Origin of the sequence: Kineococcus sp. GCM10028916, from assembly GCF_042674865.1 — a bacterium.
Classification (GTDB): domain Bacteria; phylum Actinomycetota; class Actinomycetes; order Actinomycetales; family Kineococcaceae; genus Kineococcus.
Window position 1 is genome coordinate 25,739 of record NZ_JBHTFM010000006.1, and the last position, 16,962, is coordinate 42,700.

Sequence of the window (16,962 nt, forward strand, 5' to 3'; positions counted from 1 at the left end):
GTGACGGCGGTGGTGTCGAGGACGTCGAGGACGAGGAGCTGCAATGGACGAGGCCGGCGTGCTGACCGACCGCTCGCGGCTGGAGGCGGTCGCGACCTGGGACGGGATCCACCCCGATCTGAAGCACCGACTGGACCAGGTGGCCTCCCGCACCGCGGCCGGCCTGGGGTTCCCCCTCAGCCTGGTCAGCTTGGTGCTGGACTCCTCGGTCGTCTTCGCGGGCAGCCACGGACTGGTCAGCTGGGTCGCGGAAGTCGGCGGTCTGCCCGCGGAGTGGTCGTTCTGCACCACGACGGTCGTCGAGGGCGCTCCCCACGTCGTTCCCGACGCCGCCCTCGATCCGCTCCAGCACGACAACCCCGTGGTGACCGACGCCGGGGTGCGCTCCTACGCCGGCGTGCCCCTGCGCACCCGCGACGGGAGCGTCGTGGGTGCGCACTGCGTCCTGGGCGTCGAACCGCACGAGTTCGGCCCCGGGGAGATCGCGGAGCTGGAACGCGCGGCCGCGGAGATCGTCGCCATCTTCGAGGAGCACCGCGACGGCCTCACGACGCTGTGAGACCGGCGGTGCCCCTCGCCCGGTGACGGGCTACCCGATCGTCCGGGCCGGGTCCCCGACCTCCTTCACCAGGTGGACCAGGGTGGTGCCGTGGTCGTCGACGGACTCGCCGGCCCGGACGTAGCCGGCCCGTTCGTAGCGGGCGATGGTCGCCGCGGAATCCCCGCCGGTGAACAACCGCAGCTCGGTGATCCCCTGCGGCAGCGCCTCTTCGAGGGCACCGAGCAGGGCGGACCCCAACCCCTGCCGCTGCTGGTCGGGGGCGACGGCGAGACGCCCCACGTGGGCGGTGCTCCCCTCGACCCGTCCGCGGACGGCCCCGACGAGGCGGGTGCCGCGCAGGGCGACGAGCACGACCTGCTCCCCGATCGCCGCGAGGACCGCGTCGAGGTCCTCGCGCAACGGGGGCATGGAGGGGTCTCCGTAGCGCTGGGCCTCGCTGACGAAGGCCGCGCGCTGGACGGTGAGCAGTTCCCCCGCGTCACCGTCCACCGCGCGCCGCAGGACTACCGCAGGATCCACTGTCCCGGCTCCGCCAGTGCCTCGACCGACGCCGGGCCCCAGGTGCCCGGCGCGTAGGACTCGACCGCCGGACGGTTCGCGGAGAACCGGTCGATGACGGTCCACGCGGCCCGCAGCCCCTCGACCCCGGTGAACAGCGACCGGTCACCGGTGAGCACGTGCTCGATGAGGTGGACGTAGGGCAGCGCGGGCTGCTGACCGTCGAGACCCGGCAGCGGCAGCGTCGCGGTGCCGTCGACGGTGCCGCCGGCCACGCCAGGGGTGCGCACCGTCATCGAGACGTCGATCGCGCCGCCGTCGAGCAGCGAGAAGCTGACCGTGGCGGGCTGGACGTCGGACCCCGCGTAGGGGCCGTCGGCCGGGGCCCTCAGCACGAGGGTGACGCGCTGCTCGTCGGCGGTCATCTTCTTGCCCGACCGCAGCAGGAACGGCACCCCGCGCCAGCGGTCGTTGTCGATCCACACCCGGCAGGCGGCCAGGGTGTCGGTCTGCGAGTCGTCCGGGACGCCGTCGATCGCGGTGTAGCCCTCGAACTGCCCGAGGACGACCTCGGCCGGGTCGAGTTCGCGGAAGTCCTGCAGCGCAGCGTCGCGCGAGGCCTGCAACGCCCCCGGGCCGAGGTCGGCCGGGGGTTCCATCGCGACGGTCGCGGCCATCTGGAACAGGTGGGTGACGATCATGTCGAGGAACGCGCCGGTCGCGTCGTAGAAGCTCGCGCGCTGCGCGACGTCGAGGGTCTCGGCGATGTCGACCTGGACCTGCGCGACGAACTCGTTGCTCCAGATCGAGGACAGCCACGGGTTCGCGAACCGCGCGTGGATGACGTCCTGCTGGGCCTCGAAGGCGAGGAAGTGGTCGATCCGGAACACCTGCGACTCGTCGAAGACGCGCTGCACCTCGGTGTCGAGCTCCTCGAAGGTCTCCAGCGAGGTGCCGTAGGGCTTCTCGTAGACGACGCGGGCACCCTCGACGAGGCCGTGCGCCGCGAAGGCCTTGGTGGTGGGCAGGAACGCGTCCGGCGGGACGGCGAGGTAGTGCACGACCTGCGCGTCGCCGTCCAGGTCCTCGCGGGCCTGGGCGAGGACGTCGAGCAGCGCGCCCGGGTCCTCCTCGCTGAACCCGCCACCGGCGAAGAGCAGGTGCTGGGCGAAGTCGTCCCAGGGGCCGTCGGCGGGCTGCGGCCCGAACTCCTCGAGCGCCTCGCGGACGAACTCGCGGAACTCGTCGTGGGACATGTCACGGCGTCCGCTGCCGATGAGTCGCCACTGCTGCGGGAGCCGGCCGAGGCGGGCCAGCTCGAAGAACGCCGGGGAGACGAGCCGGCGGGAGAGGTCGCCCGACGCCCCGTACATGACGAAGATCGTGGGCCGGTCGGTGCTGGACTGCGCTGTCTGCGGTGCGGTGGTCACGTGCGAACGGTACTTGTCCCGGGTCGCGCACCGGGGGCTAAGGTGGTCCCGTGACCACCACTGCGTCCCTCCGGGGAGCCTCCGCCGACAGCGCCCGCGCGCTGTGCAGCGGTGCGTGGTGGTGGGTGTCGGCGGTCGCCTGACGCTTGCCCGTCCCGGTGGCCGCCTCGTCGAGGAGGCCCTCCCGTGACGGTCCCTCGACGGTCGGCTCCCCCAGCCCCTCGAGGAGAGAACCCCTGATGACACCCGCTGACGAACTGATCGCGGAACTGCTGGCGCCCGGCGCCGGTCCCTTCGCGCTGCTGCGCCGCCTCGACCCGCGCAGCGGCCGGCCCGGACCCGTCGAGGTCCTGCGCGGACCCGTCGAGGTCGTCGAGCACCTGGCCGACATCCCGTTGCGCGAGCGCACCTCCCGCGACGCCCTGGCCCTCGTGCCGTTCCGCCAGATCCGCGAACGCGGGTTCGACGTCCACGACGACGACACCCCCCTGCAGGTCCTGCGCATCGACTCCACCGAGGACCTCGCGCTCGAGGACGCGCTGCGGGCGCTGCCCGACGCCGAGGTCGCGCTGCGCGACGTCGCGCCCGACCTCTCCGACGAGGACTACGCCGCCGTCGTGCGCCGCATCATCGACGAGGAGATCGCGCAGGGCTCGGGCGCGAACTTCGTCATCCGCCGCGACGTCGACGGCGTCATCGACGGGTTCAGCGCGACGACCGCGCTGAGCCTCTTCCGCCGCCTCCTCGTCGCCGAGCAGGGGGCCTACTGGACGTTCGTGGTCCACGTCCCCGGGGCCGAGGGGCGGTCGCGGACGTTGGTCGGCGCGAGTCCCGAGGTCCACGTCCGGATGGCCCGCGGCGAGGTCGTGATGAACCCGATCTCCGGCACCTACCGCTACCCCGCGACCGGCCCCGACGCCGACGGTCTCGTGGAGTTCCTCACCGACCCCAAGGAGGTCGAGGAACTCTTCATGGTGGTCGACGAGGAACTCAAGATGATGTGCTCGGTCGGTGACCTCGGCGGGGTCGTGCACGGTCCGTACCTGCGCGAGATGGCGAACCTCGCCCACACCGAGTTCGAACTGCGCGGCCAGACCACCCTCGACGCCCGGGAGGTGCTGCGCCAGACGATGTTCGCCGCCACCGTGACGGGCAGCCCGTTGCAGAGCGCGTGCCGGGTCATCCGCCGGTTCGAGCCCTCGGGACGCGGGTACTACGCCGGCGCGCTGGCGCTGCTGGGCACCGACGACGAGGGCACCCAGACCCTCGACTCCCCCATCCTCATCCGCACGGCCGACGTCCGCGCGCAGGGTTCCACCGCCACCGTCCGGGTCTCGGTCGGCGCCACCCTGGTGCGGGGTTCCACCCCCGAGGGCGAGGTCGCGGAGACGCACGCGAAGTCCGCCGGGGTGCTGCGCGCGCTCGGGGCGCTGCCCCCGTTGCCGCCCCGCACCGGCGCCGACGGGGCGCCCGTCCGCCGGGTCCCGCTCATCGCCGACCCGCGGGTCGCGACGCTGCTGGCCTCCCGCCGCGACCGGCTCGCGTCGTTCTGGCTCGAACCGCAGAAGCAGCCGACGGGTTCGCCCCTGGGTCAGGCCCTGGTGATCGACGCCGAGGACACGTTCACCTCGATGCTCGTGCACCTGCTGGCCTCGGCCGGGTTGCAGGCCCGGGTGCTGCGCTACGACGACCCGACGCTGGACGCGGAGCTCGCCGCCCACGACGGGCTGGTGCTGCTCGGTCCCGGCCCGGGTGACCCGGAGGACTCCGGCGACCCGCGGATCGCGCGGTTGCAGGAACTCGCCGCGCGGTTGTCGGCCGCCGCCCGGTCGGGCGGGAACCCCCTCCTCGGGGTGTGCCTGGGCCACCAGCTGCTGTCCGGGACGCTGGGTCTGCCGTTGCGCCGCAAGGACGCTCCCCACCAGGGCACCCAGCTCGACGTCGACCTGTTCGGCACGGCGGCGACCGTCGGGTTCTACAACAGCTTCACCGCACGGGTCGACGAGGCGTCCATCGCGCGCCTCGCGCGTGAGGGCATCCACGTCGCGACCGGTCCCGCCGACGAGGTCGTCGCCGTGCGCGGGGAGGGTTTCGCCGGGATCCAGTTCCACCCCGAGTCCGTCCTGACCCTCGGCGGCCCGGACGTCCTGCGTTCCCTGGTCGAACCCCTCCTCACCTCCCCCTGACCAACTCCTGGGGAGTTTTCCACCCTTCCCACGAGGCGGAAGGGTGGAAAACTCTCCAGGAGTGCTCACCACGGGAGCCGGTACCGGGGACGGGCGAAGTCGGCCGGTCGCAGGTCGTTCATCGGCTGCCACTCGATGGCGCGGGCGATCTCGAGCATGACCCGCTGCGCCGGCCACAGGTTCGCCCAGCGGTACCGCAGCACGGGAAGGTCGGCCTGCACCACGAGCAGCCTCTCGCGGGTGGCGTCGGCGTCGCGCTGCCGGAGGTCGTCGTGGTACCCGCCGTCGAACTCGAGGGCGAACACCCGACGTCGCCCCCGGACCAGGAGATCGGGGAACCTCAGGAGCGACCCGTCCGGGGTGGTGAGGAGGAGGGACGGGTTCACCCAGGGCTCGGGGAGGCCGGCCAGGACGACACACATCCGCAGCCGGCTCTCCCCCACCGAGCGGGACGCGCCGTGGCACAGGGACAACGCGGTCCGGGCGTAGTCCACGCCGGGCCACCGGCGGTGCCTCTCCAGGTACTCGGCGAACTGCGCCAGGTCCAGTCCGGCGGCGGCGAAGGTGTCGAGGACGGACACCCGCTCGACCAGCGGGACGTCGCGGAGGAGGTCGAACACCGTCCGGAACCAGCTGGTGACCAGAACTCCACCGACGACCACCGTGTCGTCGTCCTCCGCGCGCAGGACCTGCCGGCGGGACCGGTGCACCGCCCGCTCGATCCCGGCCCCGTCCGGCCCCCGGGTGGTGACGAGAGGGACGTCGACCCCCGGCGGCGGGGTCCACACCCCGTGGATCCAGGCCGCGGTCAGACCGGCGAAGACCACCTCGCCCGGGGCCGCCAACCGCAGGGCCTGCACCCGCACCGCGTCGTCGACGGCGACGTCGCGGTGCACGTACACCCCGGTGTGCAGCCGACGCCACACCGCGGACTCGAGCTGGCGTCGGGACAGACCCGCGTCGAGGGCCTGAGCCACCGTGAACGGGTGGCGGGCGAGGGCACTGGGCACCTGGGGGCGACGCGGCATCCGCCGATGGTGCGAGGGGTCGACGGGACGCTCACCGCTTCGTCCACAGAGCGCCGTCCGCACCCAGCCTGTGCACACCGGGATGACCCCTGCCTCGGCAACTCCTAGGAGATTTTCCACCCTTCACCGCCCCGGAAGGGTGGGAAGTCTCCCAGGAGTTGGTCAGGGGTGGCCGGGGCTGACCAACCCGATCTCGTAACCGAGCACGACGGCCTGGACGCGGTCGCGCAGCCCGAGCTTCGTGAGGATCCGGCTGACGTGGGTCTTGGTCGTCTGCTCGGCGATGAACAGTTCTGCGGCGATCTCCTGGTTCGACAACCCGCGGGCGATGCAGACGAGCACCTCGCGTTCGCGCGGGGTGAGGTCGGCGACGGCCGCGGGGACGTTCACCCCGCGGGTGCGGGTGGCGACGAAGTGCTCGATGAGGCGTTTCGTGATCCCGGGCGAGAGGAGCGAGTCGCCCACCGCGACCGCCCGCACGGCGTCGACGAGGACCTCGGGCGTGGCATCCTTGAGCAGGAACCCGCTGGCGCCGGCCTGCAGGGCCGAGAACACGTAGTCGTCGATGTCGAAGGTCGTCAGCACCAGCACCTTCGGCGCCGGGTCGAGCCCCGCGGCGAGGATCGCGCGGGTCGCGCCGAGCCCGTCGAGGACGGGCATCCGGACGTCCATCAGCACCACGTCGGGGTGCACCGAGGTCACGACCTCCACGGCCTGCTCACCGTCGGCGGCCTGCCCGACGACCTCGATCCCGGGCTGGGCGTCCAGCAGGGCGGAGAACCCCGCCCGGATCATCGCCTGGTCGTCGACGACCACGGCTCGTACCGTTCCCGAGGAGCTCACACCCCAGGTTCCCACGGCAGCGACACCCGCAGGAGGAACCCACCGTCCGGGGTGGGTTCCGCGCTCACCGAGCCACCCAGCAGCGACGCCCGTTCCCGCACGCCGACCAGCCCGTGCCCGCCGGAATCGGGGGCGGGCGGGAAACCTTCGGGAGCGACGCCGTTGCGGACCTCGACGACGACCCCGGGGTCCGTGCGCAGCACGCTGACCTCGACGCCCGCCCCGGTCGCGTGCCGCACGACGTTGGAGAGCCCCTCCTGCACGATCCGGTGCACGGCGATCCCCAGGGCCGACGGCAGTGACGGGTCCCGCAGCGACGGGTCGACGCGCACCCGGACGTCCGAGCCCGCCCGGCGGGCGCCTTCGACGAGTTCCGCGAGTCCGTCCAGCCCGGACCGCGGGGCGAGTTCGACCCCGTCGGAGCGGCTGCGCAGCACCCCGAGCAGCGTCCGCATCTCGGCCAGCGCGGTGCGCGACTGGGCGGCGATGTCGTCGAACTCGGCCCGGGCCGCCGGGGAGAGGTCCGGGATGCGGTACTGCGCCGTGGTGGCCTGGACGCCGATGACGGACATGCTGTGCGCGACGACGTCGTGCAGTTCGCGGGCGATGCGGTTGCGCTCCTCGACGACGACCCGCCGGGACTGCTCCAGCTCGGTGTCGCGACGCGAGCGGGCCAGTTCCTCGCGCACCCGTCGGCGTGCGCCGACGGCGCTGCCGATGCCCAGCGCCAGCAGGGAGTTCGAGCCGTAGACGACGAGGTTCGCGCCGGAGTCCTCGGAGAACCCGCTGAAGAGCCCGGCCACGGCGACGGTGAGCGCGAGGCTGCCCACCCACGCGGTCACCCCGACCCGCCACAACCGCCGCACTCCCAGGACCAGCAGCAGCGCGGCGAACGTCAGCAGCGACGGGACCGTCCAGGGCCACGGCCCGGCCTGGGGGTCGGCCCCCACCGCGACGAGCAGCACCCCGGTCAGCGCCGCGATGACCCCGAGGTCGGCCCGGAAGAGCGCGAGCACCAGCCCGCCGCACTGCATCAGGACGGCGGCCAGCGCCCACCCGGCGGGGACCCCGTGCACGGCGGCGTCCACCGGAGCCCCGACGGCGTACAGCGCCACCGCCAGGAGCGCCACGGCCACCCGGCCGGAGAGGAGCGGCCGCAGCGCCGCGGGGACGCGGGGTGGACGGGGCCGGGGTAGACGTGGACGAGGCAGCCGGGTCAGGGGCGCCCGGACCGGCCGGTCACGCCGGCTGGAACGACGCAGCAAGGAGCCCACCTCCTGACCGGATCGTCGCCAGCGCGGCCCCGACGACGGTCTTGACCCCCAGCAGGAGACCGGCGACGGCGAGACCGGCGAGCACCGCGAGCCAGGGCCGGTCGAGGACCCCCTCCACGCGGGCCGCGAGGTGCTCCCCCGTCAGCATGCCGAGCCCGACGAGGACGCTGACCCGCACGGCGGTCAGCAGTGCGGTCCAGCCGAGGAACCGGCGGTAGCCGACGGCGGCGTAGCCGGCGGCGAGGAAGGCCGGCACGGCACCCACGTCGACGAGCTTCGCCCCGGCGACGACCGTCCCGAGGTGGTCGGAGGCCTTGCGGCACAGGAGGTCCTGGCGGTCCGGGGTGAAGCCGAGCTTCGCGCTGAGGCGCGCGACCCACGGGTGGCCCCCGGCCCGGCGACCGGCCCGGCCGAGCAGGTAGAGCCCGCTGTCGAGGAGCAGGTCGATCCCGAACGCCAGCAACCACACCAGGAGCAGCGCCGCGTGACCGGCCCCGACCAGGGTGCCGCCGGCGAACGTCGCCACCGGCCCCTCCAGCACCATCGCGGGCGCCAGCACCGCGTACGGCGTCCCCACCAGCACGTCCACCCGAACCACCCGACCTCTCGACTCCCGCAGCGACGCCAGTCAACCGGCCCGGGCCCACGGGCGTCGTCCCCCACCGGAGCCGCCGGCACGTGCGACCCCGGTAGGGGGTGGTCCTCAGAGGCGGGGGTCCACGGGTTCGGACTCCAGCGCCAGGACGGCGAAGGTGCACTCGTGCACGCGCCACAGCGGCTCGGCCCGGGCGGCCCGTTCCAGCCCCTCCAGGCCGAGGGCGTACTCGCGCAGGGCCAGCGACCGCTTCCGCCCCAGGCTCCGCTGCCGGATCCGCTCGAGGTTCGCGGGTTCGGTGTAGTCGGGGCCGTAGACGATGCGCAGGTACTCCCGGCCCCGGACCTTGAGGCCGGGCTGGACGAGTCCCCGCCGGGTGCGCACCCGGTTGGCGAGGGGTTTCACCACCATCCCCTCGCCCCCGGCGTCGGTCAGCTCGCTCCACCAGGCCACCCCGGCGGCGCTCGACTCCGCGTCGGTGGTGTCGACCACGATCCGCCGGGTCGCTGCGATCCGGTCCGGGGCCACGGCGACGAGGCGGTCGGCGATCCCCAGGTGCCAGTCGTGCGGGCGGTCGGCGAAGGTGTGCCCGGCCGCGCCGAGCAGCGCGAAGGGGGCCAGCCGCACCCCGTCCAGCCCGTCCGTCGGCCAGCAGTAGCGCCGGTAGGCGTCGGTGAAGGCGGCGACGTTGGTGGCCCGGGACGCGGTGCGCGGCAGCAGGTCCCCGAGGTCGAGCCCGCGCCCGGCGGCCTGCTCCAGGACGCCCACGGCGAAGGGCAGCGCCGAGCGACCGGCCGCCCCGACGGAGGCGTACTGCTCGCGCAGCAGCGGACCCGCCTTCGCGCTCCAGGGCAGCAGTTCGGCGTCGAGCAGCAGCCAGCCGGTGTCGAACTCCTCGAACAACCTGGCCGCCTCGGCGGCGGTCCGCAGCTCCTCGACGAGCGCCGCAGTCAGCGCGGGGTCGAAGAAGCTGCGCCCGGTGCGGGTCCAGATCGCCCCCAGCGCTCCACCGGGTGCGCCGAAGCGTTGCGCGGCAGCTTCTTCGTCCCGGCAGAGCAGGACGAGCGCCCGCGATCCCATGTGCTTCTCCTCGCACACCACGGTGTCGACGCCGTCGGCGGCGAACGCGCTGAACGCCTCGTCGGGGTGTTCGAGGAACCCCTCCCGCTTCGACGTCGCGACGGGCGACATGGTGGGCGGCAGGTGGATCAGCCAGCGCGGGTCGAGGGCGAAGCGGGACACGACCTCGAGCGCGGCGGCGGCGTTCTCCTCCCGGACGCTGATGCGACCGTGGTCGGCGGTCTCCACGACACGGCGGCCCTGGACGTCGCTGATGTCGAGGACGTCGGGGTCGCGCAGCACCGCGCTCTCCGGCGACAGCGTCCCGGCCACGGGGAACGGGCGGGCCGGTGCGTGGTGGACCGCCCGCGCGGCGACGGAGACGAGTTCCTTCTCCGGCCAGCGCAACGCCGTGAGGTGACCGCCGAAGACGCAGCCGGTGTCGACGCAGATCGTCCCGTTGACCCACTCCGGTTCCGGGACCGGGGTGTGGCCGTAGACGACGGTCGCGCGACCGCGGTAGTCGTTGGCCCACGGGTAGCGGACGGGCAGCCCGAACTCGTCGGTCTCCCCCGTGGTCTGGCCGTAGAGGCAGAAGTCGCGGACGCGACCCGAGGCCCGCCCCTGGTACCTCTCGAGGACCCCGGCGTGCGCGACGGCCAGCCGGCCCTCGTCGAGGACGTAGTGCGAGACCAGGGAGTCCAGGAACTCCACCACGCCCGCGCGGAACTCCTCGGTCTCCGCGGCGAGCTGCTCCAGGGACTCCGCGAGGCCGTGGGTGACCTGCACGTCACGACCTCGCAGGGCGCGCAGCAGCTTGTGCTCGTGGTTGCCGGGGACGCAGAGCGCGTGGCCGTGGGCGACCATCCCCATCACCAGGCGCAGGACACCGGGGGTGTCGGGCCCGCGGTCGACGAGGTCGCCGACGAACACCGCCCGCCGCCCCGCCGGGGGCAGCGCGTCGACCGCCCGTCCCTCCTCGTCGTGGACGAGGCCGTACCCCAACCGCCCGAGCAGGTCGAGGAGTTCCTCGCGACAGCCGTGGACGTCGCCGACGACGTCGAAGGGGCCGGTCTCGTCGCGGCGGTCGGTGTACAGGCGGGTGCGGGTGATGGTGACGTCGTCGACCTCGGCGGGGTCGCGCAGCACGTGCACGGTGCGGAACCCCTCCCGCGGCAACCCCTTGAGGCTGCGCTTGAGGTCGGCCTGCTGGCGGCGCAGGACGTGCGGACCGAAGTCGCGGTCGGCGCGGTGGCGGTTGCGTTCAGCGCTGACCGCCTCGGGCACGTCGAGGACGATCGCGACGGGCAGCACGTCGTGCGCGCGGGCCAGCGCCACCAGCGACTTCCGCGCGGACTGCTGGACGTTCGTCGCGTCGACCACGGTGAGGCGGCCCGCGGCGAGGCGCTTGCCGACGATGAAGTCGAGGACCTCGAAGGCGTCCTTGGTGGCGGACTGGTCGTTCTCGTCGTCGGCGACGACGCCGCGGGCCCAGTCGCTGGAGACGACCTCGGTGGCCTTGAAGTGGCGGCGGGCGAAGGTGGACTTCCCCGACCCGGTGGTCCCGATGAGGACGACGAGGCTCATCGCGGGGACGGTCAGTTCGCGGCTCACGCGGCGACCCCCTTGGTGAACACGGCCAGCTGCGTCGGGGTCCCCACGGCGGGGTCCTCGTCACCGACCCCGAGCGTGGCGACGGAGTAGCCGAACCGGGCGCAGACGCCGCCGGCCCACCGCGCGAACTCGGCGCGGGTCCACTCGAAGCGGTGGTCGGCGTGGCGGAACCCGTTCTCGAACAGGTCGGGGTAGTTCACGTTGTACTCCGCGTTGGGGGTCGTGACGATCACCGTCGTGGGGGCGGCCTCACCGAAGACGACCCGTTCCAGGGCAGGCAGTCGGGGCGGGTCGACGTGCTCGACGACCTCGGAGAGGACGGCCGCGTCGAGGCCGTTCAGCCGTTCGTCGCGGTAGGTGAGGGCGGACTGGAACAGCCGCACGCGGTCGGGGTCCGGCATCCGGTCCAGGTGGAGGCGGCGCGCGGCCTGCTGCAGGGCCCGCACGGACACGTCCGTCCCGAGGATCGAGGTGTACTGCGCGTCGGCGGCGAGCGCGGCCACGAGCTGCCCCTGTCCGCAGCCGAGGTCGGCGACCCGTGCGGCGCCGGACTCGCGCAGGACGGCGAGGATCGCGGCGCGGCGGTGCTCCTTCAGCGGAACCCGCACCTCGGCGTCCTCGGGTTCCTCGACGGGGCCCGCGGTGCCGTCGACGTCGACGAGCCGGTCGAGGGCGTCCACCACGAGGTGGCGTCGGTGGGCGAGGTAGCGGGCGGTGATGAGGTCCCGTTCGGGGTGGGCCGCGAGCCAGTCGCCGCCGCGGCGCACGAGCTTGTCGATCTCCTCCTCCCCCACCCAGTAGTGCTTGGCGTCGTCCAGGACCGGCAGCAGGACGTAGAGCTGCGCCAGGACGTCGGCGATCCGCGCGCGGCCGGCGAGTTCGAGGTCGACGTAGCGCGAGGTCCCCCACGTCGGCACCGTCTCGTCCAGCGGCAGGTCGCGGGTGGTGACGCTCCAGCCCAGGGGCTCGAAGAGCCGGCGCACCAGGTCGGCGCCGCCGCGACGGGCGGGGACGGCGGGCAGGCGGACCTGCAACGGCCAGCGCACGTCCACGAGCTCGGGACGCGAGGTGCAGCGCGCGGCGAGGGCGGTGGAGAAGGTCCGGCCGAGGGCGACGGCGAGCATGCTGGACGCCGCGTAGGGACGGTCGTTGACGTACTGACCCAGCACGCTCTGCGTGTCCCCCCGGGCGGAGCGGACCAGCCCGACCGGGTCGACCTCCAGCAGCACCGCGAGCGTGGTCTGCTCCGGGGTGTTCTCCGGGTAGAACACGTGGGTGGTCACCGCGCCCTGCTCGGCGGTGAGGACACGGTCGGGGTGCTTGTGCAGCAGGAACCCGAGGTCGCCCGCGGGCACGTCGGGCGCCGGTCGCTGTGCGGTGAGGGTCAGGATCACCGGTCCAGCTGATCACGGATGGCGGCTCCGGCGCACGGGAAAGGACGAAGGCCCGGACCGTGTGGTCCGGGCCTTCGTCCTATTGGTAGCGGGGACAGGATTTGAACCTGCGACCTCTGGGTTATGAGCCCAGCGAGCTACCGAGCTGCTCCACCCCGCGTCGTGGGACCAATCGTACGCCACGAGGGCCGCGAGGCCAAATCCGTTGCGGGAGAGCAGCACCGCGAACGACGAAGGCCCGGACCGTGTGGTCCGGGCCTTCGTCCTACTGGTAGCGGGGACAGGATTTGAACCTGCGACCTCTGGGTTATGAGCCCAGCGAGCTACCGAGCTGCTCCACCCCGCGTCGTGGTCCCTACGGTACGCCACGATCGGGGTGAGCCCAAATCGCCGGGGGAACGACGAAGGCCCGGACCGTGTGGTCCGGGCCTTCGTCCTACTGGTAGCGGGGACAGGATTTGAACCTGCGACCTCTGGGTTATGAGCCCAGCGAGCTACCGAGCTGCTCCACCCCGCGTCGTGAACACCACGTTACGCCACGACGGCCGCGGGGCCAAATCCCTCCCCTCGTCCGTGATCTCGCAGGGAATCCCCGCAAGATCACGGACGGGAGGTGGGTCAGGGGGTGGGGGTGCCCGTGGGGTCCGGCGGCGCGGCCGAGGAGGACGGACTCGCCGACGGGCTGCTCCCGTCGCCGCCCTCGAGGCGGTTCTGGGCCTCGCTCGCAGCGTTGACGGCCGCGGTGAGGCGCTGCTGCGCCTCGCCGTACTTGGTGAAGTCGCCCGAGGCGAGCGCGGCCGAGGAGTCCTGGATGGCCTGCTTGGCCGTGTCCAGCGCCTGCTGCAGCTCGGTGGCGGGGTCACCGGTCGTGGGGCTCCCCGTGGGACTCCCGGTGGGTGTCCCGGTCGCGCCGGCCGTCGGGGTGCCCGTCGGGGTGGCCCCGGTGGACGGGGCGGTCCCCGCGTCACCCGCGGTCGCCCCGGCGTTGCCGCCGAACACCTTCTTCAGCGCCCCGTCCAGGGTGGTGTCGATGGCGATGGTGTCGCCGAACACCGCCACGACGCGGCTCAGGCGCGGGAAGGAGTTGTCGCCGGTGCTCTGCGCGTAGATCGGTTCGACGTAGAGCAGGCCGCCGCCCACGGGCAGCGTCAGCAGGTTCCCGTACTTCACCGTCGACCCGCCGCCGAGGGTCAGCAGCCGGACCTGGTCGGCCACCGCGGTGTCGGAGTTGATGTTGTTCTGGATCTGCACCGGGCCGTTGATCGTCGTCGACTGCGGGAGTTCCAGCAGCCGGATCTTGCCGTACCCGGCGTTCTTGACCCCCGTCTCGGCTCCGGCGTTGGAGTCGACCGCGACGAAACCACGCAGCACCTGGGTGCCCGAGGTGTTCGCGTTCGAGGCCGGCACGTACGTCGTGGTCAGGCTGAACGTCGGGTCCTGCTGGTCCGGCATCGCCAACGTCAGGTAGTACGGCGGCTGCTTGGGCCGGGTGGCCCCCGTGGGGACCTCCACGGTCGGGTCCGCGGGGACGTTCCAGAAGTCCTGACCGGTGAGGAAGGAGGACGGGTCGGTCACGTGGTACTTCTCGAGGACCTCACGCTGGACCTTGAACATGTCCTGCGGGTAGCGCAGGTGCTGCATGAGCGACTCGTCGACGTCGGCGAGGGGTTTCACCGCGTCGGGGAACGCCTTCATCCAGGCCTTGAGCACCGGGTCGGTGTCGTCCCACTCGTAGAGGGAGACCTTGCCGGTGTAGGCGTCGACGGTGGCCTTCACCGAGTTCCGCACGTAGTTGACGGTGCGGTCCTGCAAGGCCTGCACGCTGCTGCCCTGGGACTGGGTCAGCGCGTCCGTGGTGGCGTCGCCGAGTTCGGTCGCCGCCGCGTAGGGGAAGGAGCTCGAGGTCGTGTACCCGTCGAGGATCCAGACGACCCGGCCGTCGACGATCGAGGGGTAGGCGTCACCGTCCATGGTCAGCCAGGGTGCGACCTTCTCGACGCGCTCGCGGGGGGTGCGGTCGTAGAGGATCTTCGAGTCCGCCGTCACCGAGCTGGACAGCAGGAGGTTCTGGTCCCCGAACTTCAGCCCGTACACCAGCTTCTGCAGCAGGTTCCCGACGGCGACGCCGCCGGACCCGTCGTACTTGGTCGTGGCGAACCCCGTGGCCGAACCGTCGGGGTAGTCGATCTCGTTGTCCTTGCCGCCGACGACGGAGTAGTCCGTCGTGCCCTCACCGAAGTAGATGCGGGGCTGGTCCAGGCCGAGGTCACCCGTGGTCGGGACGTTGGCCTCGAGGTAGCTGGGGCTGCCGTCGGGGGCGCGGGAGTTCCCCTGGGCGACGACGACGCCGTAGCCGTGGGTGTAGATGGTGTGCTCGTTGACCCAGGTCCGCTGGTTGGGGGCCAGCCCCGCGAGGTTCAGCTCGCGGGCGGCGACGACCGCGTCCTGGGTCCCGCTCTCGGTGGCGTAGCGGTCGACGTCGAGGGTGTCGCCGAACTTGTAGTACCCGCGCTGTCCCTGGGTCTGCTGGAACGCCTCGCCGACGACCGCGGGGTCGAGCAGGCGGACGCTGGGGATCGTCTGCGCGTCGGACGACAACTGCCCCTGGGTGGCCGTGGTGTTCGCGGCGTAGTCGGAGACCTCGACGTCGGAGAGGTCGTAGGCGTCCCGGGTCGCGTCGATGTTCTTCTTCACGAAGTCCGACTCGAGGCTCTGCCGGTTCGGGGTCACCTGGAACTTCTGCACGGCCCACGGGTAGATGCCGCCGATCGCGATGGCGCTCACCACGAGCAGGCCCGTCCCGATCGCGGGCAGCCGCCACGACGAGCCGACGGCGGCCGCGACGAAGAGCAGGGCGACGACGATGGCGATGAGCGCCAGGATCGCCTTCGCCGGGAGCACCGCGTTGGCGTCGGTGTAGGTCGGGCCGACGACCCCGGTGACGTAGCCCGAGCTGCTCGTCATCACCTCGTAGCGGTCCAGCCAGTACCCGACGGCGCGCAGCAGCAGGAAGGCGGCCGCGAGGGAGGCCAGGTGGATCCGGGCCGCGCGGGTGGTGCGGTCACCGCCGCCGGAGAGGCGCAGCCCGCCGTAGAGGTAGTGGGCGGCCAGCCCGCCGATGCCGGCGAGCACGACGGCCGCGGTGAGGAAGCTCACGAGGAACGTGAACCACGGCAACGAGAAGACGTAGAAGCCCTGGTCCATCTGGAACTGCTGGTCCTTCGTGCCGAAGTCGACGCGGTTCCACCACAGCAGCAGGGTCTGCCAGCGGCTCATCGCCACCGACCCGCCGAAGAGCCCCGCGGCCACCGACAGCACGATCACCACGACGCGGCGCAGCGGTTCCAGCGACTCGCGGTAGCGGTCGAGACCGGCCTGCTCGGTGGAGACGGGCGCGTAGACGGGACGGGAGCGGTACCCGATCGTCAGCGACACCGCGACGGCCGCCGCGAGCAGCCCGCCACCGACGACGAAGAGGACGATCTGCAGCCACAGCTTCGTCGTGAAGGTGGAGAGGAAGCCCAGCTCGTCGAACCACCACACGTCGGCCGTGATGCGGGCGCCGACCATCACGGCGATGACCACCCCCACCAGGATCAGGATGGTCGGCAGGGCTGCGCCACGGCGACGACGCCGGAGCACAGGCCGAGAGGGGCGGCGCGGGGGGAAGCTCACAGTTCTGCAACTTACAAGCCCCCGTCCGGGTGCCCCGAGTCGTCCCGGTTCCACGCATCGTGACCACTTCGTTGTCACCCTGCTGTCACGGCCGGCCCGCTGGGCGGCGAACGTGCACACCCGGTGCAGATCCGGTGACCTGACGGGGCCTTCCGGGGCCGCGGGCGGCGACGTGGAGGCGGCCGGCCGGCCGTTCGTGCCACCATGCGGGCCGTGAGTTCCGACGCGTTGACCTCCCCGCCCCCCTCCTCCGGCTCCTCCGGCCTGTGGCGGACCGTCGCCGAGATCGAGCGCTACGTCGCCTCCGACGGCTGGGGAGCGCCGCTGCGGTTGTTCGCCCTCGTGCGCACCGCGGACGCGCTCCAGCGCGATCCCGGCCTGGAGTGGCGCCTGCCGGCCAACGTCGTCGACGAGGCCCGCGCGGACGCCGACCACCTCACCTCCGTCGAGCAGGAGGGCGTCCCCGACGTCGCCGACCTCGACGACCTGCTCGCGCAGCTCGCCTGGCCCGACGGCGTCGACGGGGCCGCGCTGGTCGTGGAGAAGATCCTCGTCCCGCCGGACGCCGAGGCCGAGGTCCGGGCCGCGACCGCCGCCGACGACGAGGAGGGCCGCGCGAAGGCCCTCGCCGCGCACCCGCTGGCCGAGGACGTCCGGATCGCCGTCGGCGTGCTGCGCGACGGCCGCCACGAGTGCGCCGTGCGCTCACGCTCCAAGGACTCCGACGGCGAGGTCCGGACGGGTGCCGACCTCGTCCCCGGCCTCGTCAGCGCCCTGCAGGCCACGCTCACGGACTGAACCCGC

General features: G+C 72.8%; 12 protein-coding genes and 3 tRNA genes. 3 read left to right on the forward strand and 12 right to left on the reverse strand.

Going from position 1 to position 16,962, the window contains the following annotated elements:
* The first annotated feature begins 43 nt into the window (after positions 1-43).
* The gene (locus ACFQ46_RS07315; RefSeq protein ID WP_380258666.1) at positions 44-559 is read left to right on the forward strand and encodes a GAF domain-containing protein; all 516 of its coding nucleotides are present in this window, start codon (positions 44-46) and stop codon (positions 557-559) included.
* 30 nt (positions 560-589) lie between these two features.
* On the opposite strand, the gene ACFQ46_RS07320 is transcribed toward ACFQ46_RS07315, so the two are convergent.
* Entirely contained in the window at positions 590-1,081 is a 492-nt protein-coding gene (locus ACFQ46_RS07320; RefSeq protein WP_380258668.1) for a GNAT family N-acetyltransferase, read from the reverse strand.
* Entirely contained in the window at positions 1,066-2,490 is a 1,425-nt protein-coding gene (locus tag ACFQ46_RS07325) for a glucose-6-phosphate dehydrogenase (NADP(+)) (protein WP_380258670.1), read from the reverse strand. Before ACFQ46_RS07325 ends, ACFQ46_RS07320 begins: the two co-directional genes overlap by 16 nt.
* 239 nt (positions 2,491-2,729) lie before the next feature.
* Here ACFQ46_RS07325 and ACFQ46_RS07330 point away from each other — a divergent pair, with 239 nt between their 5' ends.
* Complete coding sequence (locus tag ACFQ46_RS07330; protein ID WP_380258672.1) at positions 2,730-4,676, forward strand: anthranilate synthase family protein; 1,947 nt, start codon at positions 2,730-2,732, stop codon at positions 4,674-4,676.
* A gap of 65 nt (positions 4,677-4,741) precedes the next feature.
* On the opposite strand, the gene ACFQ46_RS07335 is transcribed toward ACFQ46_RS07330, so the two are convergent.
* From ACFQ46_RS07335 to ACFQ46_RS07380, 10 genes are all read right to left on the reverse strand, one after another.
* Positions 4,742-5,704: a hypothetical protein gene (locus ACFQ46_RS07335; protein WP_380258674.1), complete on the reverse strand. Its 963-nt coding sequence runs from the start codon at positions 5,702-5,704 to the stop codon at positions 4,742-4,744.
* Between the two features lie 162 nt (positions 5,705-5,866).
* Positions 5,867-6,520: a response regulator gene (locus tag ACFQ46_RS07340; protein WP_380258676.1), complete on the reverse strand. Its 654-nt coding sequence runs from the start codon at positions 6,518-6,520 to the stop codon at positions 5,867-5,869.
* 23 nt (positions 6,521-6,543) lie between these two features.
* Entirely contained in the window at positions 6,544-7,683 is a 1,140-nt protein-coding gene (locus tag ACFQ46_RS07345) for a sensor histidine kinase (protein WP_380258678.1), read from the reverse strand.
* 103 nt (positions 7,684-7,786) lie between these two features.
* Positions 7,787-8,410, reverse strand: a complete 624-nt coding sequence (locus ACFQ46_RS07350) for a hypothetical protein (RefSeq protein WP_380258680.1) — start codon at positions 8,408-8,410, stop codon at positions 7,787-7,789.
* A gap of 114 nt (positions 8,411-8,524) precedes the next feature.
* Positions 8,525-11,062, reverse strand: a complete 2,538-nt coding sequence (locus ACFQ46_RS07355) for a polynucleotide kinase-phosphatase (protein WP_380259218.1) — start codon at positions 11,060-11,062, stop codon at positions 8,525-8,527.
* Positions 11,063-11,085: 23 nt separating this feature from the next.
* Entirely contained in the window at positions 11,086-12,483 is a 1,398-nt protein-coding gene (locus ACFQ46_RS07360) for a 3' terminal RNA ribose 2'-O-methyltransferase Hen1 (protein WP_380258682.1), read from the reverse strand.
* A gap of 83 nt (positions 12,484-12,566) precedes the next feature.
* Positions 12,567-12,643: transfer RNA gene (locus ACFQ46_RS07365), tRNA-Met, on the reverse strand.
* A 109-nt stretch (positions 12,644-12,752) separates the two neighbouring features.
* Positions 12,753-12,829, reverse strand: a tRNA-Met gene (locus tag ACFQ46_RS07370).
* Between the two features lie 94 nt (positions 12,830-12,923).
* Positions 12,924-13,000, reverse strand: a tRNA-Met gene (locus ACFQ46_RS07375).
* Between the two features lie 101 nt (positions 13,001-13,101).
* Complete coding sequence (locus ACFQ46_RS07380) at positions 13,102-16,158, reverse strand: UPF0182 family protein (RefSeq protein ID WP_380258684.1); 3,057 nt, start codon at positions 16,156-16,158, stop codon at positions 13,102-13,104.
* 204 nt (positions 16,159-16,362) lie between these two features.
* Between ACFQ46_RS07380 and ACFQ46_RS07385 the strand changes: the two genes are divergently transcribed.
* Positions 16,363-16,956 (forward strand): PPA1309 family protein, encoded by a 594-nt coding sequence (locus tag ACFQ46_RS07385; RefSeq protein WP_380258686.1) that lies wholly within the window; start codon positions 16,363-16,365, stop codon positions 16,954-16,956.
* Positions 16,957-16,962 lie beyond the last annotated feature (6 nt).